Origin of the sequence: Paracoccus benzoatiresistens (assembly GCF_026913015.1) — a bacterium.
Classification (GTDB): Bacteria; Pseudomonadota; Alphaproteobacteria; order Rhodobacterales; family Rhodobacteraceae; genus Paracoccus; species Paracoccus benzoatiresistens.
Genome location: NZ_JAPTYD010000051.1, coordinates 1 through 23,423, shown reverse-complemented (window position 1 = coordinate 23,423; position 23,423 = coordinate 1). Strand labels below are relative to the sequence as shown.

Below are 23,423 nucleotides of genomic sequence, written 5' to 3'. Positions count from 1 at the left end.
TCACGCAGGTCGCTGAAAACGCATCTCCGCCCCAGGCAGACAGCTCTGATGCTGGCGAAAGATCCTGGTCGGACTGCGTGACGTGCTGCAGTTCGTCGAGCTGTCTCGTCACGACCCTTGTCACCCATGACCTTCCATTGGCCGACGAGCCGCGAAATACCTATCAGGCGGCTTCGATCATCGTGGTGTATCAGACCTCGCCGCACGGGTTGCTCCGACCTCCAAGACACAGCGCGTAACCGCACGTTTCTGCGCTCCGCCCCTGGGCGGCAGCCTGTCTGACTTGCTGTTTACGAGGTCTTCCATGCGTCTATTCCAAACGCCCCTAGGGGCAATTCTGATGATACTTGCGTCCCTCTCAGACGCAACCGCTCACGAGGGGCACACGCATGGCGACACCCCGCCACCGCCGGACATCCAGACCGCACCGCGTGCAACAGCGACCAGCGCGCTCTTCGAGCTTGTTGCGGTTGCGGCTGATGGCGCTCTGACAGTCACTCTGGACCGCTTCGACACGAACGAACCGGTCTCGGGCGCAACGATCGAGGTCGAGACGCCGGAAGGACCGGTCGTGGCCGACATCGAGGGCGATGCGTACCGGCTGGCCGCGCCCTGGGTGTCAGAGCCCGGTGACCACGAACTGCTGTTCACGGTGACAGCGGGCTCCGACATCGACTTTCTGACAGGGACCCTCAGGATCCATGCCGCCCCGCCGGTGCCTGCCGCAGAGCCCGGAGCGCGAGCGTCTCTCGGTGCGGTGTCCGCGCAAGAGATAATCAACGTTGTCACGGCCAGACTTGTTGATCGCTTGGGCCGCAATGATCCGGCCATGCTCTTGATGGGCGGCATCGGGTTTGTCGGGGGAATGCTCGCCATGGCCCTTATGCAAAGGCGGCGCGTCGTGGCAGGCGTCGCGGCCACGGTCTTGCTGGTGGTCATGGGCGCGAGCCTCGCCCATGCGGAGACGGCTGCCCCACCGGGCGTCGTGGTCGTGCGCGATGTGGCACAGCGCCTTCCCGACGGTCGGATATTTGCTCCGAAGGTGGCCCAAAGGATATTGGCGATCAGGACCCTGGTGGCAGCCGAGCAGGAACATCGCCGCAGCCTGGAACTGCCAGGCCGAGTGATCCCCGACCCCAATGCCAGTGGCTTTGTTCAGACAGCGGTGGGCGGCCGCTTGTCCGCGCCAGCAGGTGGCTTTCCGCCTCTTGGAGCCACGGTCGAGGCGGGGCAGGTGCTTGCTTTGGTTGAGCCCTCCCTTGCGGCCATTGACCAGTCATCAATCCGCCAGACGCAGGCCGAGCTGGACCAGGAGATCGCGATCAGCGTCCGACAGGTCGAGCGGTTCCGCAAGCTCAGCGGCTCTGGCGCGGTTTCCGCGACAGAGCTCGACGAGGCGGAAATCACCCTGGCCGGCCTGCGCGAGCGTCGGGCAGCGCTTGATGAGATGAAGCTTGACGCCGAAGAGCTGGTCGCCCCGATCACCGGGGTCGTTGCACTCGCCAATGCCTCGCCAGGCCTGATCGCCGAGAGCAATACCGTTGTCTATCATATTGTGGATCCCGCCCGGCTGTGGGTCGAGGCCTTGTCCTACAGCGGCGATGCAATGGGCGCGACAGCCTCTATCGCCCACACAGGAGGCGGTCTGATCCCGCTCCGCCTGGTCGGTGCGGGATTTGCCGATGGCAGTCAGGCCCAGCCTGTGCATTTCGCCATTGAGGACGCCGGGAAGCGGATACGTCTTGGCCAGATGGTCACCGTGGTGGCAGAAACGGACACAACCCTCAGCGGAATTGCGGCGCCGCGGGATGCGGTGATCCGGGGGGCGAACGGCGAGGATATCGTCTATGTCCACACCGATCCGGAAGTCTTCGAATCCCGCGCCGTCCGCATCGAACCTCTGGACGGCGCCAGCGTGCTGATCGTGGCAGGGGTGGTGGCCGGTGACCGTGTCGTGACGCAGGGCGCTGAACTTCTCAATCAGTTGCGGTGAGGTCCGTCAGATGTTCACGTTCCTTGTCACACAATCGCTCCGCAACCGGATGCTTGTGCTGGTGCTGGCGGCCATTCTGGTGGGCTATGGCACCTTTACGGCAATGCGTCTGCCCGTCGATGTCTTCCCCGACCTCAACCGGCCTACTGTCACCATCATGACGGAAGCCGAAGGCCTAGCACCGCCCGAGGTCGAGCAGCTTGTCAGCTACCCACTGGAAACCCAGATGAACGGACTGCCCGGTGTAGGCCGTGTGCGCTCGGTTTCCGGCGTCGGGCTGTCGATCGTTTATGTCGAGTTCGACTGGGGAACCGACATCTACCGCAATCGCCAGCAGGTTGCGGAGCGCCTGACGCTTGTCGCCGAACAGCTGCCCGAAGGGGTGACGCCTCAGATGGGACCGATCAGTTCCATCATGGGGCAGGTCATGCTGGTCGCCATGACGGCACCTGAAGGTGTTTCTCCTATGGAGTTGCGCGAAGCTGCGGATTTTCTGGTGCGGCCGCGCCTTTTGGCCATCCCGGGCGTGGCCCAGGTGATCCCGATCGGCGGTGAGGTGAGACAGTTCCGCGTCGCGCCAAACCCCGCAGCCCTGCGTGTCCTGGGCGTGACGCTGGAGGATGTGGAGGCCGCGATCACCGCCTTTGGCGGGAACACCGGCGGCGGGTTCACCGATCAGTATTCCCGAGAGTTCCTGATCCGCAATATCGGCAATACGCTCAAGCTTGAGGATCTGCGCAAGGTCGTGGTCAAGAGCGACGGGCTGCGCCCAGTCCTGCTCCACCAGGTCGCCGAGGTCAGCTACGGTGCACGACTGAAGCGCGGCGAGGCGGGCTATATGGGGCGGCCCGCCGTGATCGTGTCTGTCGAGAAACAGCCCGATGTGGACACCGTCGCGTTGACGCGGGCGGTCGAGGCAGAACTCGCGCAGATCACCGCCACCCTGCCCGAGGGGATGCGTGCCGATCAGGTGCTGTTCCGGCAGGCGGATTTCATCGAGACCTCGGTCAAGAACGTGCAGACAGTGCTGCTCGAGGCGGTCATTGTGGTGGCGATCGTGCTCTTCGCCTTCCTTCTGAACCTGCGCACCACGCTGATCTCGTTGACGGCCATTCCCGTCTCGATTCTGGCCACGGCGATCGTGTTCAAGGCGACGGGCTTGTCCATCAACACCATGACGCTGGGAGGTCTTGCCATCGCCATCGGCGAACTGGTGGACGATGCCGTGGTCGATGTCGAAAACATCTTCCGGCGCCTGCGCGAGAACCGGGAAGCGGGAAATCCGCGCTCCACCTTCGAGGTCGTCGTGTCGGCCTCTCAAGAGGTGCGATCGGGGATCGTCTATGCGACGATGATCATCGTGCTGGTGTTCGTGCCGCTGTTCGCGCTCTCAGGCATCGAGGGGCGGCTGTTTGCCCCACTGGGTCAGGCCTATATCGTTTCCATCCTTGTCAGCCTGGTCGTGTCGATCACGCTGACCCCGGTGATGGCCTTTTATCTGCTGCCCGGCATGAGGCGGCTGGACGAACACGAAGGCTGGCTCGTGCGCATGTTGAAGCGTGGCAACCGGGCGGCCCTGGCGGTTGCATTCCGATGGCAGCGAACGCTGATGGGTTTGGCCTTTCTGGCTGTTCTTGTTGCCGGATGGTCGGCGACCACTCTTCCTCGTGCCTTCCTGCCGCCCTTCAACGAAGGCACCTTCACCATCTCGATGCTGTTCAATCCCGGCATATCGCTGGCGGAGTCGCACCGCGTCGGCCTGATCGCGGAGCAGCTCATCATGGAGGTGCCCGAAGTGCGGGCCGTCGGGCGTCGCACCGGACGAGCCGAGTTGGATGAGCACGCTGAAGGCGTGCATTCCTCGGAGATCGAGGTCGATCTGGAGCCAGGCGAGCGGCCGAAGACCGAGATCGTGGCTGACATCCGCGCGCGTCTGTCGGTCCTGCCTGTCGCCGTGAACATTGGCCAGCCGATCTCGCACCGGCTGGACCACATGTTGTCTGGCGTGCGGGCCCAGTTGGCCCTGAAGGTCTACGGCGATGACCTTGATACGCTGCGAGCCGTCGCAGAAGACCTTCGGAGCCGCATTGCCGCCATTCCCGGGCTCGTCGATCTTCAACTTGAAAAGCAGGTCCGCATCCCGCAGCTCGAGATCCGCATCGATTATGACCGCGCCGCCTTGTTTGGCATTCAGCCTGCAGCCATTACCGAGAAATTGGAGCAGCTGTCCAATGGCCGGGTCGTGTCGAAGCTGGTCGACGGGCAGCGCACCTATGATGTCGTGATGCGGCTTGCCGAGGACCGCCGGACGACGCAGGCGCTCGGGGACCTCCTGATCGAGACACCCGCGGGATGGGTGCCGGTCCGCCAACTCGCGGAGGTGCGGGAAACCGACGGGCCCAATCAGATCCTGCGCGAGAACGGGCGGCGGCGTCTGGTCGTGTTGGGCAACACGGACGGCACCGTGGACATGGCAAAGGTCGTGGCCGAGATCCGCGCCATCATCGCCGATGCCAATCTGCCGACGGGGTTTTCGGCAACGCTGGAGGGGACCTTCCAGGCCCAGGAAGAAGCGAGCCGCACCATCGGGCTTCTGTCGCTTGTCTCGTTGGGGATGGTCTTTGCCATCCTTTACAGTCGGTACCGGTCTGCTGTCTGCGCGCTCATCATCATGGGTTCGGTGCCACTAGCCCTCATCGGCTCCGTCGCCGCGCTCTGGATCGCCGGGCAGCCTTTGTCGGTCGCCTCGATGATTGGCTTTATCACCCTGACCGGCATCGCAGCGCGAAACGGCATTCTGAAGATCAGCCACTACATCAACCTCGCGCTGCATGAAGGCCTGCCCTTCGGACGCGACTTGATTGTCCGCGGATCGCTGGAACGCCTCACACCGGTGCTGATGACGGCCCTGTCTGCGGGTGTGGCACTCGTGCCCTTGATGATCCATGCCGAAGAACCCGGAAAGGAGATCCTGCACCCGGTTGCGGTCACCATCTTCGGAGGGCTCATCTCGTCTACCTTGCTCGATACCTTTCTGACGCCCGTGCTGTTTCTGCGGTACGGACGCAACGCGCTGGAGCGCCTGGTCGAGACCGCTCGCCGCCAATCCCACCCGGCCGAAGCGCCCCAAGGCGCAACAATTCCCACTTTCTGAACCCAAGGAGCATTGCTATGCTGCGTATCTCTCTTATTTCGCTGTTCTTCGCGACGGGTGCCTTCGCCCACGAGCCAGGTCTGGGACCCAATGGCGGCATGCGCGTCGATGCGGGGCCTTACCGTGTTGAGCTTGTCCTGAACGGCACGCGCGTCGATGCGCATGTGACGATGGACGACGACAGTGCCGTTGCGACCGAGACAATGACAGGAACCGCCATTCTGGTGCTGGACGGGAAACCGGTCCGGATCCCGCTCGAACCGACGGCGGCAGGTGTGCTGTCGGGCGACACCGGATCAGCAGTGCCCGAGACCGTGAAGGGCGCCGTCCAGCTGACCGATGCCGATGGCAAGACCGTTCAGGCGAAGTTCTGATAGTGCCGGATTGGCGTTCCTGCTTCCTTCTGAACAGCATGGGAGCCTCCGCGAGAGGCCCCATGCCTGACCAGGTAGAAAATCTTGGAGCGGAACGTCCAAGGGTGCGGGCGCTTGGGACGATCGTCCTTCAATTACACGGGGCTCTCCAAGGATGCCGGGAAATGCCTTGTCTGCCTCTTCTGTCTTGCTCCAAGGGCTGCCTGCCCTCGCGTTTGTCTGTGCGGCGGTTTCGGCAACATGGACCTATGGCAGTTCTCAAGAGCTGCAGCGAGGGGCTGAGCTTTATGCCGAACACTGCGCGGCATGCCACGGAGCGCAGCTTGAAGGCCAGCCAGACTGGAAGATCATGGGCGAGAACGGGGTTTTTCCTGCCCCGCCCAATGATGAAACCGGCCACACCTGGCACTACAACGACGCCATGCTGACCGACTACATTCGCCGGGGCGGCCAACCCGTTTTGGACGACGCGGGCATTCCCATGACATCCGGGATGCCGGCGTTCGGCGCCATCCTGGAGGATGACGACATCCCCGCCATTCTCGCGTTCATCAAATCGACCTGGTCTGCGCGAATACAGGCTGTCCAGGCAGGACAGAATAGTGGAGTAAGCGCCCTCCAGAAGCAGACCTAGGGCACGGGCTGTCGCAGGTACCTCCGGGGCAGGCCTAGACCTCAAAGGCCGCGAGAATGGGGCAGGTCCTGGACCCTCCCTGTGCGCATTCCGCAGCCAGCTTGCGCAGGCTTTGCTGCGCGCGTTGCAGGTCGGCGATCTGCTCATCCAGTTTTGCCAAGCGAGTTTGGGCCATTTCCTGCGCCCGGCGATGATCGTGGCCGGTGTCCAGATCGAGCAGTTCCTTTATCTCCTCCAGTGTGAAGCCGGCCTGCTGCGCCTTGCGGATGAAGCGAAGCCGCCGGACATCCGGATTCCCGTAGCGGCGAATGCCACCGTCACGCGCCGGCATGCCGAGCAAGCCCCTTCGCTGGTAGAAACGGATGGTCTCGACCCCGACGCCACCTGCTTGGGCAAGTTTTCCGATCGTCAGCAACTTTGCCTCTTGATTCCGTACCATGGTACAGGACGTATATACGTGCCGAGATGCTCCAAATCAAGTTGCGAAGGAGATACCGGGATGTCGGAACACTCTGCAAATGCTGGCTCGATCAAGTCAGCACGCCTTTACCGGATGATGATGCCGGATCACACCTGCCCCTATGGCCTCAAGGCCCTGGACCTGCTGAAACGCGCCGGCTTTGCGGTCGAGGATCATCACCTTGCCACACGACATGAGGTCGAGGCCTTCAAGGCCAGTCATGAGGTCGCGACCACGCCGCAGATCTTCATGGGTGACCGGCGCATCGGCGGCTACGATGATCTGCGGCGCTTTCTCGGCAAGCGCGTCACCGATCCCAAGGCCACAAGCTATCGGCCGGTGATCGCCCTGTTCGCCATGACGCTGCTGATGGCGCTTGCCGCGAGCTTTGCGGTTTATGGGACGCTCTTCACCGCCCGTGCTGGCGAATGGTTCATCGCCTTCAGCATGGCCGTCCTGGCGCTCCTCAAGCTCCAGAATGTCGAGAGTTTCGCAACGATGTTTCTGAACTACGATCTGCTGGCAAAACGATGGGTGCCCTATTCCTACATCTACCCCTTTGCCGAAGGGGTAGCAGGTATCCTGATGATCGCCGGCGCGCTGACGTGGCTCTCGGTTCCCATTGCCTTGGTCATCGGCACCATCGGGGCGGTCTCGGTCTTCAAGGCCGTCTATCTGGACCGCCGCGAACTCAAATGCGCCTGCGTCGGCGGATCGAGCAACGTACCCTTGGGCTTCGTATCGCTGACCGAGAACCTGATGATGATCGCCATGGCGATCTGGATGGCGCTTGGTGCCTTCGGCCTTTTGCCCTTGTGGGCGCACGGAATGTAACCGGGTGACCCGGTGCTGGAACAAGGCTGTCCCGTTGGCGTTCCCCTGCCATGGGACGGCTGGCCATCCACACAAGCACGACGGTGATCTGGCAGAGGCTCGCGCGCTTCGTCGCGGTTCTGACAGCGGTCCTGGTTGTGGGACACGCTGTGGCTGCGGAAAGCAAAGTCCCGCAGGCCCACAATCATGCTATTGCCCATGCCGGAGCATCCCTCTTTGCAGATGCTCATGGGGTTGTCCATTGGACGCATAAACCCTCGTCCGCTACAGACCACCAATACCACGACGCTGAAACGGCAAAGCACATGTGCTGCGGCGAGGCGTGCCTTTTGGCGCTTATACCGGACAATGAACCTCACTTGGGCAAGCCTTGGGACGTTCCGTCCAAGGCTCCTAGGGTGGTCGCGGCGTTGGCTGGGCACGAGCCTGAAGGACTGCGTCGTCCTCCACGTCTGCTCGCATCAGTCTGATCGCGTCTCATCAAGGTCAGAGGCTCACCTCGATCAGGTGGTCTACTATGAGCTTGAGCATGAAAGCGGTCGGACGTTCCAGCGCATGCGCTGTGCATGACGCCAAGCGGCAACCGGGGCAGGGACCGGCAGGACTGCGTTGATGCCTGATGCCGATGTCCCCGTTGCCGCCAGACAACAGCCTCACATTCGCAATCAACAGGTTCATCACAGGAGAACTCTCATGCGTAAACTTGAACTCGCTGCCATCATGGCTGTCCTTCTGGCCGCGCCCACACTTCATGCTCAGGAGAGCGGAATGGAGGGCCATTCCGGAAGGGTCGACCTGTCGATCCTGCCGCAGGGCTGCCAGGACGCTATCCAGAAGTCGGACATGTCAGGGATGATGCAAGACATGGACATGTCCGGCATGGAAAGCATGGAAGGCATGGACGAGGCCCAGAAGGCTTCCCTGCAGGCCATGATGGAGATGAACGTGCCAATGATGGCCACCCACACCATCAAGGATCCTGATTTGGCCTTCTACTGCGGGATGATCGCGCATCATACCGGCGCCATTGCTATGGCCGAGGTCGAACTGAAGTATGGCGATGATGAAGCATCAACAGCCATGGCTCAGAAGATCATCGACGCTCAAGGCCCGGAGATCGAGGAAATGACCTTTTGGGTCGAGGAGCATGCGGGCCAGCAATGAGAACCTCGGGGTCGCCGGTGTGTACGGCTGCGGCCCCAACAACACAAGGTTGCCTGGTGGGGCGCACAGAAATGCAGGCTGGTGGCACCGCATCGTCGAAATAACGGATAGATCGGCAGCAATTTAGGACTAAGCGGGCTATCAATCTACTTAGGTGTTGTTCCACCCGTTAGGTGCCGGAGCGGCACTCAGAAGATGGGCAAAGGTCGGTGCAGGAGGGGGCAGGAGGAAGTTGAGCCCACAGCCGCTGTTCATCTATTCCGCAGCGTAGTGCCGACTTTGCAGCCGCAGCAGAGACGCGCTCCTCAGGTCGCGGCTTTCAGGCTCACCCGCGCTTCCAGCTTTGCCGCCGTTTCCTTCCGCTCGCTGTATCGGTCCGTGAGGAACCCCGACAGGTCGCGGGTCAGCAGCGTGAACTTCACCAGTTCTTCCATCATATCCACGATGCGGTCGTAGTAGCTCGACGGGCGCATCCGGCCGGCCTCGTCGAACTCGTCATAGGCCTTGGCAACGGAGGACTGGTTCGGGATCGTGACCATCCGCATCCAGCGGCCCAGCACGCGCATCTGGTTCACGGCATTGAAGCTCTGGGAGCCGCCGGACACCTGCATCAGCGCCAGCGTGCGACCCTGTGTCGGCCGGATCGCTCCCATCGACAGCGGGATCCAGTCGATCTGGGACTTCATCACGCCCGTCATCGCGCCGTGCCGCTCGGGACTGGTCCAGACCTGGCCTTCGGACCACAGGCACAATTCCCGCAGCTCCTGAACCTTGGGGTGCGAGGCCTCGGCATCGTCGGGCAGCGGCAAGCCATTGGCGTGGAAGACGCGGGTCTCGCAGCCGAAATGGCGCAAGAGGCGTTCGGCCTCCAGCGTGGCAAAGCGGCTGTAGGAGCGCTCCCGCAGCGAGCCGTAGAGCAGCAGGATGCGCGGCGGATGGCTCGCGCGCGACACCAGGGGCAGGCTCGGCGGGCGGAGGGCATCGGGCGACAGGTTCGGCAGGTCGGGGATCATGCACGGACTTCCTTCAGGGCGGCATCAGCGGGAAACCAGCGGTCACCAAGGCGCAGGGCGACGTTGACCAGCCCGATCAGCACCGGCACCTCGACCAGAGGGCCGATCACGGCGGCGAAGGCCACCGGCGAGGCCAGTCCGTAGGCGGCGATGGCGACGGCAATCGCCAGTTCGAAATTGTTGCCGGCGGCGGTGAAGGCGATGGCCGTGGTGCGCGGGTAGTCCCGGGCGATCAGCCGACCCATGGCGAAGCTCAGCAGGAACTGGATGGCGAAATAGAGCACCAGCGGAATGGCGATCCGCACCGCATCCAGCGGCAGTCGCACCACATCCCCGCCCTTCAGGCTGAACATCGCGACGATGGTGAAGAGCAGCGCCACCAGCGTGATCGGGCTGATCCTGGGCAGGAAGACCTCCCCATACCACTTGGCCCCTTTCCGGGCGATCAGGAGGCGGCGGGTCAGGAAACCGGCCAGGAACGGCAGGCCCAGATAGATCAGCACGGCCTCGGTGACGGTCCAGAAGCTCACGTCGATGACGCTGCCTTCCAGCCCGAACAGCGGCGGCAGGACCGTGAGGAACAGCCAGGCATAGGTCGAGAAGAACAGGATCTGGAAGATCGAATTGAAGGCCACCAGTCCCGCGACATACTGGTTGTCGCCGCGCGCGAGCTGGTTCCAGACCAGCACCATGGCAATGCAGCGCGCGAGGCCGATCAGGATCAGCCCGGTCATGTATTCCGGCTGGTCCCGCAGGAAGATGACCGCCAGGACGAACATCAGCACCGGCCCGATGATCCAGTTCTGAACCAGCGACAGCAGCAGCACGCGCTTGTTGGCAAAGACCTGGTGCAACTCCTCGTAGCGCACCTTGGCGAGCGGCGGATACATCATCAGGATCAGGCCCATGGCGATGGGAATGTTGGTCGATCCGACCGACAGGCCATGCAGGGCATCCGGCAGGCCGGTGAACATCGTCCCGAGCACGATGCCCAGGGCCATGGCCGCGAAGATCCAGAGCGTCAGGTATCGGTCGAAAAAGGAAAGCCGGCGGGCCGGGCGGGTGGCCGTCATGGCACTCTCCCTTGCTCAGGCGGAGCGGGTGCGGTTGCCGTTTCGGTGAGGGTGGGGCCGCAGGCACAGGTCAGTGTTGCGAGAGCGGGTGCGCAGATTTCCGGGTGGTCTTGGCAGCAATCCTTCAAGAGGAAGCCGACAAGCCCGGCCAAGGCGGAATAGACAGCGCTGTAGATGATATAGCGCCCATTCCGTCGGGACTGGATCAGCCCGGCATGTTCGAGATGGGTCAGATGAAAAGACAGGCGTGAGGTTGTCGCGTCGTCAACAGCTTTGCCGATCGCCCCGGCAGCCATGCCTTCAGGTCCAGCCTGCACCAGCAGGCGCACGATACGCAGCCGCGTCTCCTGGGACAGGGCCGCAAAGGCAGTGAGCGCTTGAGGCTCGTTCATCGAATCAACTACTCAAAGAATACTGAGATGTTGATGTATCGACATTCAAGGGTCAAGAAGCTTCAGAACAGGTCGTCAATACGGCGGCGCAGCGAACGAAAGCCAGATGTTGATAGGATCACATTATGCTTGGTCTTCCGCTTGTCGGTCCAAACCAAAGCAATCCTTGGTGCTGACGAACTCCCGCGGCATAAGCTGTCTCTCTGGCAGGTTGGGGAAGGCATTGGACAGCGATACATTTCTGCTTTCGGGCGCTTTCCTCCTGATTGCTCTGGTCTATGCAGCGGTCGGGCAGGCTGGTGCGTCAGGCTACATCGCCATCATGGGTTTGGCAGGCTTTGCGCCTCTTGCCATGAAGACCACGGCTCTTTCCCTGAACCTTCTGGTCGCAGCCATCGGCACCACCCTGTTCCTGAAGGCCGGGCGACTTTCATGGCGGAATGTTTGGCCTTTTGCCCTCCTGGGCTTTCCCTTCTCGATGCTCGGGGGCGCGGTCCACCTGCCAGAGCATGCTTATTTCCCGGTCGTGGGGGTTGTGCTGATCCTTTCCGCGCTTCAGATGGCACGCACTGCGTTTCGCAGCAGATCTTCAGCACATGAAGCGCCAGTCACACCCCCCTTCGGAGCCGCTCTGGCAACGGGAGCGGTCATTGGCTTTGTCTCGGGCACGACGGGCACAGGAGGCGGAGTGTTCCTGGCGCCGATCATTCTGAACATGAACTGGGGCACCGCTCGCCAGACGGCAGCCACCACGGCGGTCTACAATCTCATGAACTCGGCTGCGGCGCTGATCGGGGCCTTTGCGGCATGGAACCATATACCCTCGTCGCTTCCGGTATGGCTTGCCGCCGTTGCCGTGGGCGGGTCCATTGGTTCCTATATCGGCAGCCGCCATCTGTCCGATCGCTGGTTACGCGGTATCCTCGCTTTCCTGCTGTTGATGTCAGGGATCAAGCTCGTCTGGTAGGGGCAGGGCAATGAACTGAAAAGACAACGAGCACTTGGCCTTCAACAGGCGGTGCGCTCGCTACACTTCTCCATGACTGGCATGCAAGCAATTCTCGTGATTGCCGAGAGCCTCAATGACCTTGCAATCCGAAATCGTCCCTTGCGCGCATTGCGTCAGCATGCGCTCCAACTCCTGCTGCAGGGCTCGAAGGCGCATGATGCGGTCCTTGACGGATCCAAGCTGGCGTGTGGCAATGACATCGGCCGCAGCGCAGGACATATCGGGCTGGTCTGAAAGACTGAGCAGCTCCCGGATATCGTCAAGCGGGAAGCCGAGTTCGCGGGAGTGGCGAATGAAGGCAAGCCGTTCCTGGGCCTTCACGCCGTAAAGCCGCTGGTTGCCCGCGCTGCGCTCTGCCTCGGGCAAGAGCCCGATCTCCTCGTAGTAGCGGATGGTCGGCACCTTGACGCCTGTGACCGCGCTCAGCTTTCCGATGCTCAGCATAAGAAACCTCTTGAACCTCTAGTTGCTGGAGGTCTTATCTTCCCGACTCGATGAAGAAAAGACTTCAAGCGGGAAGCGAAATGGCGGTTGAAACAACAGAGCGGCGGGAGTGGACCGTAACGGGCATGGACTGCGCAGCCTGCACGACAAAGGTATCGCGCGCGGTGGAACGGCTGCCGGGTGTCAGCGAAGTCAGGGTCGCTCTGATGGCGGAACGGCTGTCGCTGAACCTGGCCCCGGGCACCACGGAGCCGGAGATCATCGAGGCCACCATCCGCACGCTGGGCTTCGGGATCGCGCCCAAGGGCCAGCAGGCACCGCGCAAGAAGGCATTCGTGCTGCCGGACGCGATGCCGCTCTCCCGAGCAGAGACCCCCGAGGGCAAGGATGAAAGCAAGGTCGCCCTCCCTCCGCTGCAAGATCATGATCTGGCGCAAGACGCCCCTGTCGAGAGGAGCAAATCCTGGCACCAGACAGGAAAGGGACGGCTCGTCATCCTGACAGGCAGCCTGCTGGCCCTCGCCTGGCTGGTCGAGCTTCTGACCTCGGCCGAGGCTGGATACTGGGCCTTTGTTGCCGCCTGCCTGATCGGCGTCATTCCGGTGGCAAAGCGCGCTCTCGAGGCGCTGCGCATGGGCCAGCCCTTCACCATCGAGGGGCTCATGAGCATCGCTGCCGGCGGGGCGCTGCTCATCGGCGCTGCGGAAGAAGCCGCCCTGGTGATCTTCCTGTTCGCCCTAGGCGAGGTTCTTGAAGGCGTCGCCGCCGGCAAGGCGCGCCAGGGCATCCAGGCCTTGGCAAATCTCGTGCCGAAGACTGCGCTGCTCGAAGTCGCCGGACAGACACGGACTGTCCCGGCCGGCAGGCTGCAGGTCGGACAGGTCGTTCTTGTCCGGCCCGGTGATCGCATTCCCGCGGATGGTGACATCATCGAGGGCACAAGCGGCATCGATGAAAGTCCGGTGACCGGGGAAAATGTGCCGGTAACCCGAAGCGTGGGGCACGGGGTCTTCGCGGGTTCCATCAACACCGAGGCCGCGCTGCGCATCCGCGTCACCAAAGACCCGAGCGACAACACCATCGCCCGCATCATCCGCCTGGTGGAAGAGGCTGAAGAGGCTCGCGCGCCCACGGAACGCTTCATCGATCGGTTCTCGCAGGTCTACATGCCAGCGGTCATTGCCCTGTCGGCACTGGTTGTTCTGGTTCCGCCGCTGGCCTTCGGTCAGGACTGGAGCACCTGGATCTATCGCGGGCTGGCGCTTCTGCTGATCGGCTGCCCCTGTGCCCTGGTGATCTCGGTCCCGGCCTCCATTGCCTCGGCACTGTCCTCGGGGGCCAAGCGCGGCCTCTTGATGAAGGGCGGCGCGGTGATCGAGGCGGCCGCAAGGACCACCCATGTCGCCTTTGACAAGACCGGCACCCTGACCCGAGGCAGACCGGTCGTGACCGATCTGATCCCTGCCGCCGGCATCAGCGGCACCGAGCTTCTGGCCGTTGCGGCCGGCGTGGAAACCGGCTCGAACCATCCTCTCGCTCAGGCGATCCTGCACCGGGTCAAGGCGGCCGAGGTGCCGGTCCCGGCTGCACGTGATGCGCGTGTTCTGGCGGGGAGAGGAGTCGAAGCCATTGTGGGACAGGCAAAAGCCTGGGTGTCCTCGCCCTCTCACGCCGCGGAAATCGGCGGGATTGACGACGCGGCCAGCCGTCGCGCCGCCACGCTGGAACAGGAAGGCAAGACCGTTATTGCTGTGTTCCGGGCCGGGCAGCCCCTCGGGCTGATCGCCATGCGAGACGAGCCACGCGAGGATGCGGCCAAGGCTGTTCGTCAGTTGAGCGCATTGGGCGTCAGCGCCACCATGCTGACCGGCGACAACCCCCGTGCTGCGGCCGCCATTGCTGGCAACCTCGGCATTGCCTTCCAAGCCGGCATGATGCCTGAGAACAAGCTGGCCGCGATCCGCGACCTGAACCGCCAGGGCAGCGTCATGATGATCGGCGACGGCATCAACGATGCCCCTGCCTTGAAGGAGGCGCGGGTCGGCGTGGCCATGGGATCGGGCACCGATGTGGCGCTGGAGACGGCCGACGGGGCAATCCTGCGCGACCGCGTCACTGATGCTCCCGCCCTGATCCGGCTGGCACGCGCAACGATGGGCAATATCAGGCAGAACGTGACGCTGGCGCTTGGCTTGAAGGCTGTGTTCCTCGTGACATCGGTGCTGGGCATCACCGGCCTTTGGATCGCCATTCTCGCCGACACTGGGGCTACTGTTCTGGTCACGCTCAACGCCCTGCGCCTGCTGGCCTTCGATCCGACAAAAGAGGGCTGAGATGCTGGGACACCCCTGTTCATTGCAGGCGGCAAAGGTGAAGGTACAAAGCTGCTGCGCAAAGGGGGCCGAGAACACCATGCGGATGCTGCCGGTGGGCCAGCGCCTTGCGGATCGCAGGCGCCTGAGGGGCTATCCTCGAGCTGTTTCGGAGTATGCAAGACAGTCTTGGCGCCTCAGATCGGTGATCTGCGGGGTCGAGCCGACATTGGCAGGCATCTGGGTGCCCGGATCCACAATCTCGGTATCAAACTCGGCGAGGATGCGAGCTACCTCGCTTTGGTCGGTGAGCGCCACCAGATGCGAGATCAGCTGATCCATCCGCGGCGTCAGGAAGATGAGGTAGCGGCTTGGGACCACGCAGGAATAGGTATGTGCAACGCCGGCGGGCACGAATACCGAGGTGCCGGCAGGCGCGTCGAAGACCCGGTCGACCAGATGGAAGCGAAGATAGGATGGACCAGGCATGGTCCATTCATGAAGGACAAGGGATCGTCCTGACGCGGCGATCGGTGCGTCGCCGGGTCGAGCGATGACTGGACCAGAAGGGTGCGGATATGACGGGTCCATTGGACGGTTCCTGCAGGAGGCTGAATGAACGGGCGGCAGGGTCGCCGCGGGGCAAGTCAGGACAGGATCGCGCCGCCGGACAGATGAAGCCAGTGACCATACTTCAGCAAGTCGCTGAGGGACGTTCACGGCCTCTCGCACCGGGAGGCAATCCCGATGCTCAACCTTGAGGAGCGGATGCCGGAGCCTCGGCGCCGGCTACGCGCTGGAGGCTGGCGAAGACCGCGTTGAAAAGCCAGGCGATCCCGGCATCCATCAGGGCGGATTTCGGGACGACCAGGCAAATGTCCCAGAGCGCCGCCGGCAGCGGCAGTTCCGCAGTCGCAAGCGCAAAACGGGACCGATAGGCGTTGGCAAGATGGCGCGGCATCACGCCAATCAGATCGGTCTCCGCAAGGACGGCAAGGCCGATCATGAAGTTCGGCACCGTCGCCGCGATCTCACGCCGACGCCCGAGCTTTTCAAGCGTCTCGTCGGCAAACCCAAAGAAATCCGCAGTCTCCGAAACCAAAAGGTGACGCAGGCTGCAATAGTGATCGAGGGTGGAATCGTTCGCGAAGGGATGGCAAGGTCAATTTCGTGCGCTTCCAGGATCTGCAGCAGATCATCCCATACACGGTCGTAAAGCCGGCTGCGTCCCACCATCAACTGGCGCAGGCCGAGGCCGACCCGAGGCGCCCCTCGCTCGACCTCCTCCAGAACCTCGCGCGCCAGCACTGCCGCGACACCGTCCGCTGCGCCGATGATGAACCGGCGCGCTGATGTTTTCGGGTCAAACGGTTTGGCCATGGCCACGACACGACGGATGTGGGCAAGTATCTTGGCGACAGGCACCGCCAACTCCTCCGCGCGCGCGGTCGTAACCACGCCCCGCGGCGTTCTCAGGAACAACGGGTCGTTGAGGAGACGCCGCAACCGCCCCCGACCGTGACTGACGGCCGAAGCGGTAAGGTTCAACCGTGCCGCGGCGCGCGCGACGTTTCGCTCGCGCATCACTGCCTCGAAGATGACGAGCAGGTTGAGGTCGGTCCGAGAGAGATCGATTTCGTTCAGCATATCCCTGAAATCGTATCGTTCGACTTCATCCCCGGGGAGTGAGATTTTACCTCAGGACCCGGCAACAGGTTGACTGGGCCTTTCAAACCAAGAGGACAAGATGAACATTCAAGCTGGGCGCCCTTCCGGTGCCGTGACCGACTCTGCCCCTCCCGGAGAGGCTCGCGCCCGTGTCGCGTTCTGGAGCGATGCCGGGAAAGACAAGTGGTTCGCCAAGGATCTCGCCTTTGATGTGGAATTCCGCGACCGCTTTGCCGCCTCCTACAGCCAGGCGGTGGAGGGCGCGCTCCCCAGCGGGATCGGCTCCGCCGAAGGCTCGCTGGCGCTGGCGCTTCTGCTGGACCAATACCCGAGGAATTCCTTTCGCGGCACACCGTGGATGTATGCAACCGACCCGATCGCCCGGCTCGTGATCGGGCAAGCGCTTGCTCTTGGCCATTGGGATCGCCCTCGGCTGGATCTGGCGACGTTTCTGCTGTTGCCTTTCGGCCATTCGGACCGGCTGGAGGATCAGGAGCGGTCCGTGACATTGGCCGAGGCCTTCCTGCCCAAAGACGCCCACCATGCCCGCCACCACCGCGATGTCATCCGCCGTTTCGGCAGGTTCCCCATCGCAACGCCATCCTCGGACGCACCACGACGCTCGAGGAGGCGACCTACCTCGCCAACGGTGGCTACGCGGGATGAAATGTCTCCGGCAAGGCCATGGCCAAAACACCGGCAATCTGATTCTGGCTGAGCGAACGGTTCGGCCTTCTTCAGCCCGCGCCGTATCTGAGAGCTGTAGCCCTGAAGATCGTGAACGACGCCAAGATATCCGTGTCGGCCTCCTCCTTCAGCCCCGCCTCCGCGCAAGCTTGCAATACCGCCTCGAACAGAGTGCCATAACCTTCACGGACGTGCCGGCCCGTGTACTTCGTAAACGGGCCCTCTCTTCGTGTGTGTCTTCGCCCGCAACGCCACAGCACGTCGCGCCATGTCCTCGCCTCGAATCTGATATGGCCACCGAGTTTAGCGCAAATCTGACGCAGTCGGCGACGATCTCATGCGGTTGCGGATCTTCCGCCGTTTCTGTCATGATGCGCCCTTTCGTGGCTGAGCACTCACCTGATCATGGCAGCCTCTCGCCAATGCAGACCACCTCACGAAGATGACTCAGGGTCCGGGCTGGCTGGTCCCCAACCAAGCCTCTCATATTCCCTCTCCAAAGCCAGCCTGAGACCTGGTCCCCCGCCTTGGCCTGATGGAGAAGACGTTAATCAAACATCTGATTTATCTTTATTCTCGAGAGAGCGGTCTTGATGATGATGTTCGCAATACCCATTTAAGAAGCTGATCAAGCTGCAATTCTGTCAGCTGGCCGCCTGCAAATCCCTGCAGATCTGTGTGCGACATCTTCCCGGTCTCTCTGCCGGGTCGCCCCTGTCTGATGGAACCCTGCCGGACGACCTTTGCAAGAGAGGAGTTTCTTCCATGAGTGTGTCAAAGACACCTTTCCGGGCCACCCGCTCGGAAACCCGCGCCGATGTCACCGATCGCGCTGCCCGTGAGATCATCGATGCCGAGGCCACTGCACGGAACCAGCGGATCACCCGGCTCAGATCACTTCGTCTGCAGAGCGAAGCTACTGCGCGCGAAGTGTCGAAAGCGAAGCCGGCTCCAAAGTCACGCAAGAAGGCAGGCTGAAATCAGATCAAAGGAGTAGGCTGACGGGTGTCGTGTCCGGTTCACTGCTCCCATGCCCGTCAGCAGTATAGGCCCAAGGCGGCCGTCATCGATCCGTGTTCGTGCTCTGCCGCCAAATATGAAGAGCGTCGTCAAGGACGCGCGGGATCCTTTGCTTCTGGGCATCGTCCCGGTCTTCTGCATCCAGACGAGCCTGTTTCCCGCGTTGCCAGCGAACAGGGACACGTTCTCCCAAGATCCTGCCCATTGCCGACGGCCTCTTCTCATAAGCCTCGCCGCCTTCCCATTGCTGGAAAAAAGACACAGCCCATGGGGCAGGAATGAGCTGCGGAAGTTGAACCCGCCCCGCCAGTCGAACCTGACGGAGCTGAACACATGATCACCCATGTCAAGGCCATCCGGCTGATGGACCAACGCCTCATCCGGGCTGTAGAGCGCGCGGAGAAGGCTAATGGCTTTCGGATTGGAAATCGGTTTTCCAGTCAGGATCGCCATCTGGTCCAGGTGTTGCTCGTTCCCCGGAGGCATTGGTGGATGTGCGACCTGGATGACGAGGGCAGGCTCTGCAACTGCCGCTTCATGACCGCAGAAGACCATGCCCGGACGAGCATGAGGCCTCGGCATTAAGGGGCAGCTCACTCACCCATTCGCCTCTCGGCAAAGAGACAGTTCAAGAACGACCCAACTGAGGCCGGCTGATCGGACACGCAAGCCAGTCGCGGCGTGTCCGATCAGCCTTGCCGTGCCTTTCGGGCCGCGTATCTCTGGTCGCGCATGGCCTTGCGCATGGCCTCATCGTCAAGAACGCGGGTGATCCTCTGGTTCTCGGCGCGCTCGCGGGCGTCGGCCTCCGCCGTGGCTGCCTTGGCCAGTGCGGCCTCACGCTCCCGGGCTTCCGCTTCCAGACGAACCTGTTCCTCACGCCTGGCATGTTCACGTGCCGTTTGACGGGCTTCTCGCGCCTCGGCAATCCGGATACGTTCCTGCTGCCGGGCCTCGCGCTGAGGCGAGGCTTTCTGTGCGGCCCGATAGGCCTGAAGAAGGGCGGCTTTTGCTTCCGTGGCCGTGCCACGGCGCTCGGCAAGTTCGGTCTTCTTGATGGCTCTCAAATCTCTGTTCCAGGTGTTTGACATGTTAATGCCGGTCCAGGCTTGGCGTGTCCCAGAAGGGCAGGGAGGTCATGGCCGCTTGGGCGTCTGCCCGTCCCGCGCAAGCCGGGCTTCGCGCAGCCGTTGGGTCTTCTCGTCCTGGACAGCCCTGATCGCGTCCCGCTCTTCAAAAGCCCGCTCGCGCGCGGTGGAGGGCGAGCTGACCTTGCTGAAATGACTTTCAGCCTGCTCGCGCGGCGTCTTGTGGTGCGACATCATGCTGTCCTGACAAAAAAGGCCAGGCAAGCTGCCTGACCCGAATTTCGAGATGCCCTGTCAGCAGAACACTGTTCCGCATCCGACAAGGGCACTTTCCACGCTTATGCAGCTTGCAGGTTGCTGGCCGACATCTTGCCCGACTTGCGGTCGCGCTCCATGTCATAGGACAGCTTCTGGCCTTCGACGAGTTCGCCCAGACCCGAACGCTCGACGGCCGAAATATGGACGAATGCGTCCGGGCCGCCGTTATCGGGCTGAATAAAGCCAAAGCCCTTGGTGGAATTGAACCATTTGACAGTGCCGGTGGTCATGATGAACCCTTTCAAGGCAGTTTTGTGAACCGCAGCGCAAAGGCGCGACGGCAGGACATAGCGATTTTGAAAGGGAGATCAGTTCAGAGCGCGGTGCCAAACGCGCAACAATCATAGCTCGGCAGACAAATATCGGTAAACGATAGATAGGATGGGTCGATCCAATTGTCAATGGCGACAGGCCCGGAAGCACGATGGGCCAAGACATGCCGCATAGCCCTGTGGCCGAAGCGCCTTCAGCGCAACAATCAGATCTTGATCCCGGATCGGCTTTCCTAGGTTCTCGACACCCGCCAGAAGATCGTAGCTTGGATCATTGAGTTTGGTGTAAGCCCAAGCAAGGAGGTAGGGCACCTGCAGGTTCTCCCGGCGCCGGGCCGGGGGGCCCAGCCGTCCGCAGAGGTTCACGTCCAGCACCGCCACATCGGGGCGGACCTTCGCGAGCAGCCTCAGAGCGCTTTCAACCGTTCCGGAAGGTCCGATCACGCAGTATCCGTTGCTTTCCAGGACCATCTGGAGGTCGAAAGCGAGAAGCATTTCGTCAATGAGAAGATCCTTTGCCTCCTCGGCCTGCCGCTTTTCGGTGGCGTCCACGATAGTCAGCAGCAGGATGCGACGGCCTGGGCGCTGCTGGTCATGGAAAAGGGTTACAAGGCTCCGGCAATGGCATCCGCAGAGGCCGGTGTTGCCGGGCTGTCGCTGGATGTGAGAGGGAGCGAGGAAATGGTCATGTCGCGAATGTGGTGGCAATTCTCTGGCGGCGCACTGCGGGAGGTGACGTTGGCTTCCCCCGACAAGCTCAAGCAAGCCTTTCAAAAGAGTGCGTCGGACGAAGCCGCAGCCACTATGGGCCGGTAGGAATGAAGGCGACCTGGTGGGCCACGTGGACTGGCCTATGCGTGCTGGCGCGACGGCGCCTCGACTTTGGTGATGCGCTCTACGAATATGCGGGGGGACACGCCCTGGTGCCGAACAAAGGCCATACCGAAGGCACTGGCGGACCCATAGCCGACTTGCTCGGCGATCTCGGAATTCGTCAGTCTGCCACGCAGCAGAAGATCCCGGGCGACCGCCATCCGCCATGCGGTGACGTATTCCATGGGCGGGCAGCCAAGGGCGGTCTGGAACCGCGCGTAGAAAGTCGACCGCGACATCCCGGCATGCTGGGCAAGTGTGGCAACGGACAGCGCCCCTGCCGTGTCGGCATGGATGCGATGCAAGGCAATGGCCAGCTGCGAATCCGACAATCCGCGCAAAAGCCCCGGCGGCCGGTTCGGCCCGGGGCTTGAGCGCAGCGCTTCGATCATCAACACCTCGAGGAGGCGCTCGAGGACCATGCCTCGCGCGGGTCGGTCCGCCCGGGTCTCCTCGTGGATGATCGGGACCAGCGCCATGATCCGGTCGTGCCCGGACAGGTGGATCATGTCGGGTAGCAGCGTGAGCAGAAATTGCCGTTCGGGCGAGGCGAAGCTGCAATGCCCGACCAGGGCACGCATCTGGACGGGCGCGTCGGCAGGTCCGATGCGAAACGTGCCCGGCCCCGTCTCAAGTGGAGTACGAGCCGCGCCCGGCGGCGGGGGGACCTCGCTATGCATGGTAAAGCTGTGCAGGTCGGGGATCAGCACGAAGTCCCCGGCGGTCAGCATTACCGGGGCATGGCCGGTGATGATCAGCTGGCACCGCCCCTCGACGATCGCGGCATAGAAGGGACTGGCGAGGTTCGTGCGCTCGACCCTCCACCGACCGCTGGCCGCGACCATCTTGGAAACAGAGGGCCGCGGCTTCAGCAACACAACGACACTGGCGATTGGGTCGGTGATAGTTTCCACGGGCATTTCGGACGATCGATAGATAAATTTGGACAACCGTTCATAGCGCGTCCCGTGGGTGGCGTCTATCTTCCCTTTACCTACAACAGGAGAGACAAGATGCCCCGGATCTTCATCACCGGCTGTTCCTCAGGCTTTGGCCAAGCCATCGCCACGCGCTTCCTCGAAAAAGGTTGGGTGGTCGTCGCGACGATGCGGACCCCTTCGAGCGAAGGTCTGCCCTCCTCGGACCGCCTGCGCATCCTGCCGCTGGACGTGACGCGGCAGGACAGCATCGACGCCGCCATCGCCGAGGCCGGGCCGATCGATGTTCTGGTCAACAATGCCGGAGTAGGAATGCTCAACGTGCTGGAAGGCGTGGATATTGCGAAGGCGTGCGAGCTTTTCGAGACGAACGTGATCGGTACCATGGCGATGTCCCGGGCAGTCATGCCCGCGATGCGCGAGCGTCGTGCAGGAGTGATCGTCAACATCAGCTCCAGCGTCACGCTGCGGGCCTTGCCGGCGCTGTCGATCTATTCGGCCAGCAAGGCGGCGGTGAACGCCTTCAGCGAAAGTCTTGCGCTTGAGGCGGCCGAGTTCGGCGTCCGCTTGCGGACCGTGCTGCCCGGTAGCGCGCCGAAGACGTCCTTTGGCAGGAATGCCGTGGCGCGCATGGGCATGGACGTGCCGGACGCTTATGGCACCTTCGTGGATGCCTATTTCCAGTCACTTCGCAGTTCGGTGGAAAAAACCGAGGCCAGCGACGTGGCAGACGCGGTCTGGCGGGCAGTCACCGACCCCGACGCACCAATGATGCTGCCCGCCGGGAAGGATGCCGAGACGTTGTTCCGAGAAAGCGGTCGCATCGCCGGCTGATCCTCAATGGCCACGGCTGTCCTACAAGCCGCCACCTTCAGAAAGACGGCGCGAATGAACAGGCTGATCGATCAGGCCCGGCACATCGTTACGCCGGACTCCGGCGGGGGATACCCTGCCGGTCGTGCTGCCGTCGCATGATTTCAGACCCTCGAATTACATTCCGACGGAGGAAGGCCATGCTGCAGCCGCATCAGATGCGGACGCGTCGAATGGCAAATGGGTTCGGAGCCGTCACTTGAACGCTGCCGGCTCCGAGCTGGTACCCTGCTTCCTTAGCGAATCTTGCGTCAGGTGGTGAACACTGGAGCCATGCCCTCCAGTGCTTCACGACCGACTTTGACCGCGTGCGGGGCTCCTTGGGAACCAGGCACAAGATCAGCAGCAGGCTGACCAACAGGCGCAGGACGGCATATGTCGCAACCGTTCCGCGCCAATCGCCCTGAGCAGGCAGCCATCTTGAACCCGGCCAACTGACGGTGCTCGCAAATCTGCCCCACAGGGTCTGTGCGGTGGTCGCGCTTCGGGCCTGTTCTTTGTAGAGGCGGCTAAGTGTGGCAAGGGCGAGATCGTGGAGCCCGGCACTCATGCCGAAGCCGATGGTGCACCAGCCCAGATAGAAGGCCGGCAGGCCCGGCGCGGTCGCACAGATCACAAGACCTGCAGCCAGAAGAGCGCATCCTGCCGCCAGCACCGTCATCAGGGAGTAGCTGCTGCCCCAGGCCAGGATCTGGACAATGCCGAGGCTTGATACGACCGGCCAACGGCGGGCTGCAACCATCAGGTCGCGGCTTTCAGGCTCACCCGCGCTTCCAGCTTTGCCGCCGTTTCCTTCCGCTCGCTGTATCGGTCCGTGAGGAACCCCGACA

25 protein-coding genes and 1 pseudogene are annotated in these 23,423 nt (G+C 62.5%); 12 read left to right on the top strand and 14 right to left on the bottom strand.

The features are described 5' to 3' along the window. Window positions 1-571 precede the first annotated feature (571 nt). The 4 genes from OU682_RS19625 to OU682_RS19610 all read left to right on the top strand — a co-directional run bounded on the left by OU682_RS19625 (window position 572) and on the right by OU682_RS19610 (window position 6,155). A complete protein-coding gene (locus tag OU682_RS19625; protein ID WP_268943904.1) occupies window positions 572-1,993 on the top strand; it encodes an efflux RND transporter periplasmic adaptor subunit in 1,422 nt (473 codons plus the stop codon). 10 nt (window positions 1,994-2,003) lie between these two features. Continuing rightward, window positions 2,004-5,147 (top strand): efflux RND transporter permease subunit, encoded by a 3,144-nt coding sequence (locus OU682_RS19620; protein WP_268943903.1) that lies wholly within the window; start codon window positions 2,004-2,006, stop codon window positions 5,145-5,147. A gap of 17 nt (window positions 5,148-5,164) precedes the next feature. After that, window positions 5,165-5,521 carry a hypothetical protein gene (locus OU682_RS19615; protein ID WP_268943902.1) on the top strand — a complete coding sequence of 119 codons (357 nt, stop codon included), beginning with the start codon at window positions 5,165-5,167 and terminating at the stop codon, window positions 5,519-5,521. A gap of 154 nt (window positions 5,522-5,675) precedes the next feature. Then, window positions 5,676-6,155 (top strand): c-type cytochrome, encoded by a 480-nt coding sequence (locus OU682_RS19610; RefSeq protein WP_268943901.1) that lies wholly within the window; start codon window positions 5,676-5,678, stop codon window positions 6,153-6,155. Window positions 6,156-6,189: 34 nt separating this feature from the next. Here the strand turns inward: OU682_RS19610 and OU682_RS19605 are convergent, their stop codons facing one another. Continuing rightward, window positions 6,190-6,570: a MerR family transcriptional regulator gene (locus tag OU682_RS19605; RefSeq protein ID WP_268943900.1), complete on the bottom strand. Its 381-nt coding sequence runs from the start codon at window positions 6,568-6,570 to the stop codon at window positions 6,190-6,192. Between the two features lie 84 nt (window positions 6,571-6,654). Here OU682_RS19605 and OU682_RS19600 point away from each other — a divergent pair, with 84 nt between their 5' ends. Continuing rightward, a complete protein-coding gene (locus tag OU682_RS19600; protein WP_268943899.1) occupies window positions 6,655-7,449 on the top strand; it encodes a MauE/DoxX family redox-associated membrane protein in 795 nt (264 codons plus the stop codon). 612 nt (window positions 7,450-8,061) lie between these two features. After that, window positions 8,062-8,613, top strand: coding sequence for a DUF305 domain-containing protein (locus OU682_RS19595; RefSeq protein WP_268943898.1), 552 nt, complete (start codon window positions 8,062-8,064; stop codon window positions 8,611-8,613). Window positions 8,614-8,918: 305 nt separating this feature from the next. Here the strand turns inward: OU682_RS19595 and arsH are convergent, their stop codons facing one another. From arsH to OU682_RS19580, 3 genes are read right to left on the bottom strand one after another with little or no spacing between them, the layout of a single operon-like run. Further along, window positions 8,919-9,626, bottom strand: a complete 708-nt coding sequence (gene arsH / locus OU682_RS19590) for an arsenical resistance protein ArsH (RefSeq protein WP_268943897.1) — start codon at window positions 9,624-9,626, stop codon at window positions 8,919-8,921. Continuing rightward, window positions 9,623-10,699 carry an ACR3 family arsenite efflux transporter gene (gene arsB, locus OU682_RS19585; protein ID WP_268943896.1) on the bottom strand — a complete coding sequence of 359 codons (1,077 nt, stop codon included), beginning with the start codon at window positions 10,697-10,699 and terminating at the stop codon, window positions 9,623-9,625. The genes arsH and arsB overlap by 4 nt, the downstream gene beginning before the upstream one ends. Next, a complete protein-coding gene (locus tag OU682_RS19580; protein ID WP_268943895.1) occupies window positions 10,696-11,091 on the bottom strand; it encodes an ArsR/SmtB family transcription factor in 396 nt (131 codons plus the stop codon). Before OU682_RS19580 ends, arsB begins: the two co-directional genes overlap by 4 nt. Window positions 11,092-11,314: 223 nt before the next feature. Between OU682_RS19580 and OU682_RS19575 the strand changes: the two genes are divergently transcribed. Then, on the top strand, window positions 11,315-12,058 hold the full coding sequence (locus tag OU682_RS19575; protein WP_268943894.1) for a sulfite exporter TauE/SafE family protein: 744 nt from the start codon (window positions 11,315-11,317) through the stop codon (window positions 12,056-12,058). 60 nt (window positions 12,059-12,118) lie between these two features. On the opposite strand, the gene OU682_RS19570 is transcribed toward OU682_RS19575, so the two are convergent. Then, entirely contained in the window at window positions 12,119-12,544 is a 426-nt protein-coding gene (locus OU682_RS19570) for a MerR family transcriptional regulator (protein ID WP_268943893.1), read from the bottom strand. Window positions 12,545-12,624: 80 nt separating this feature from the next. On the opposite strand from OU682_RS19570, the gene OU682_RS19565 reads away from it, so the two are divergent. Further along, complete coding sequence (locus OU682_RS19565; RefSeq protein ID WP_268943892.1) at window positions 12,625-14,877, top strand: heavy metal translocating P-type ATPase; 2,253 nt, start codon at window positions 12,625-12,627, stop codon at window positions 14,875-14,877. A 132-nt stretch (window positions 14,878-15,009) separates the two neighbouring features. On the opposite strand, the gene OU682_RS19560 is transcribed toward OU682_RS19565, so the two are convergent. The 3 genes from OU682_RS19560 to OU682_RS19550 form a co-directional block, all read right to left on the bottom strand. Further along, on the bottom strand, window positions 15,010-15,447 hold the full coding sequence (locus OU682_RS19560) for a hypothetical protein (protein WP_268943891.1): 438 nt from the start codon (window positions 15,445-15,447) through the stop codon (window positions 15,010-15,012). Between the two features lie 160 nt (window positions 15,448-15,607). Then, entirely contained in the window at window positions 15,608-15,958 is a 351-nt protein-coding gene (locus OU682_RS19555) for a LysR substrate-binding domain-containing protein (RefSeq protein WP_268943890.1), read from the bottom strand. Next, the gene (locus OU682_RS19550) at window positions 15,859-16,503 is read right to left on the bottom strand and encodes a LysR family transcriptional regulator (RefSeq protein WP_268943889.1); all 645 of its coding nucleotides are present in this window, start codon (window positions 16,501-16,503) and stop codon (window positions 15,859-15,861) included. The genes OU682_RS19555 and OU682_RS19550 overlap by 100 nt, the downstream gene beginning before the upstream one ends. Before the next feature lie 100 nt (window positions 16,504-16,603). On the opposite strand from OU682_RS19550, the gene OU682_RS19545 reads away from it, so the two are divergent. Together OU682_RS19545 and OU682_RS19540 are read left to right on the top strand one after the other, a co-directional pair. Then, window positions 16,604-17,242, top strand: a complete 639-nt coding sequence (locus OU682_RS19545) for a DUF924 family protein (protein ID WP_268943888.1) — start codon at window positions 16,604-16,606, stop codon at window positions 17,240-17,242. Window positions 17,243-17,976: 734 nt separating this feature from the next. Next, the gene (locus OU682_RS19540; RefSeq protein ID WP_268943887.1) at window positions 17,977-18,189 is read left to right on the top strand and encodes a hypothetical protein; all 213 of its coding nucleotides are present in this window, start codon (window positions 17,977-17,979) and stop codon (window positions 18,187-18,189) included. Window positions 18,190-18,920: 731 nt separating this feature from the next. On the opposite strand, the gene OU682_RS19535 is transcribed toward OU682_RS19540, so the two are convergent. The 4 genes from OU682_RS19535 to OU682_RS19520 all read right to left on the bottom strand — a co-directional run bounded on the left by OU682_RS19535 (window position 18,921) and on the right by OU682_RS19520 (window position 20,461). Further along, entirely contained in the window at window positions 18,921-19,322 is a 402-nt protein-coding gene (locus OU682_RS19535; protein WP_268943886.1) for a DUF6481 family protein, read from the bottom strand. A gap of 45 nt (window positions 19,323-19,367) precedes the next feature. Next, window positions 19,368-19,553 carry a hypothetical protein gene (locus OU682_RS19530; protein ID WP_268943885.1) on the bottom strand — a complete coding sequence of 62 codons (186 nt, stop codon included), beginning with the start codon at window positions 19,551-19,553 and terminating at the stop codon, window positions 19,368-19,370. 104 nt (window positions 19,554-19,657) lie between these two features. Beyond that, complete coding sequence (locus OU682_RS19525) at window positions 19,658-19,867, bottom strand: cold-shock protein (RefSeq protein WP_268943884.1); 210 nt, start codon at window positions 19,865-19,867, stop codon at window positions 19,658-19,660. 168 nt (window positions 19,868-20,035) lie between these two features. After that, complete coding sequence (locus tag OU682_RS19520; RefSeq protein WP_268943883.1) at window positions 20,036-20,461, bottom strand: response regulator; 426 nt, start codon at window positions 20,459-20,461, stop codon at window positions 20,036-20,038. A gap of 69 nt (window positions 20,462-20,530) precedes the next feature. Between OU682_RS19520 and OU682_RS19515 the strand changes: the two genes are divergently transcribed. Next, window positions 20,531-20,725 (top strand): hypothetical protein, encoded by a 195-nt coding sequence (locus OU682_RS19515; RefSeq protein ID WP_268943882.1) that lies wholly within the window; start codon window positions 20,531-20,533, stop codon window positions 20,723-20,725. A 35-nt stretch (window positions 20,726-20,760) separates the two neighbouring features. Here the strand turns inward: OU682_RS19515 and OU682_RS19510 are convergent, their stop codons facing one another. Then, window positions 20,761-21,702, bottom strand: coding sequence for a helix-turn-helix transcriptional regulator (locus tag OU682_RS19510; RefSeq protein ID WP_268943905.1), 942 nt, complete (start codon window positions 21,700-21,702; stop codon window positions 20,761-20,763). Between the two features lie 93 nt (window positions 21,703-21,795). Between OU682_RS19510 and OU682_RS19505 the strand changes: the two genes are divergently transcribed. Next, window positions 21,796-22,554 (top strand): SDR family oxidoreductase, encoded by a 759-nt coding sequence (locus tag OU682_RS19505; RefSeq protein ID WP_268943881.1) that lies wholly within the window; start codon window positions 21,796-21,798, stop codon window positions 22,552-22,554. 193 nt (window positions 22,555-22,747) lie between these two features. Here OU682_RS19505 and OU682_RS19500 read toward each other — a convergent pair. Further along, window positions 22,748-23,423: pseudogene (locus tag OU682_RS19500) on the bottom strand (hypothetical protein); the annotation flags it as partial.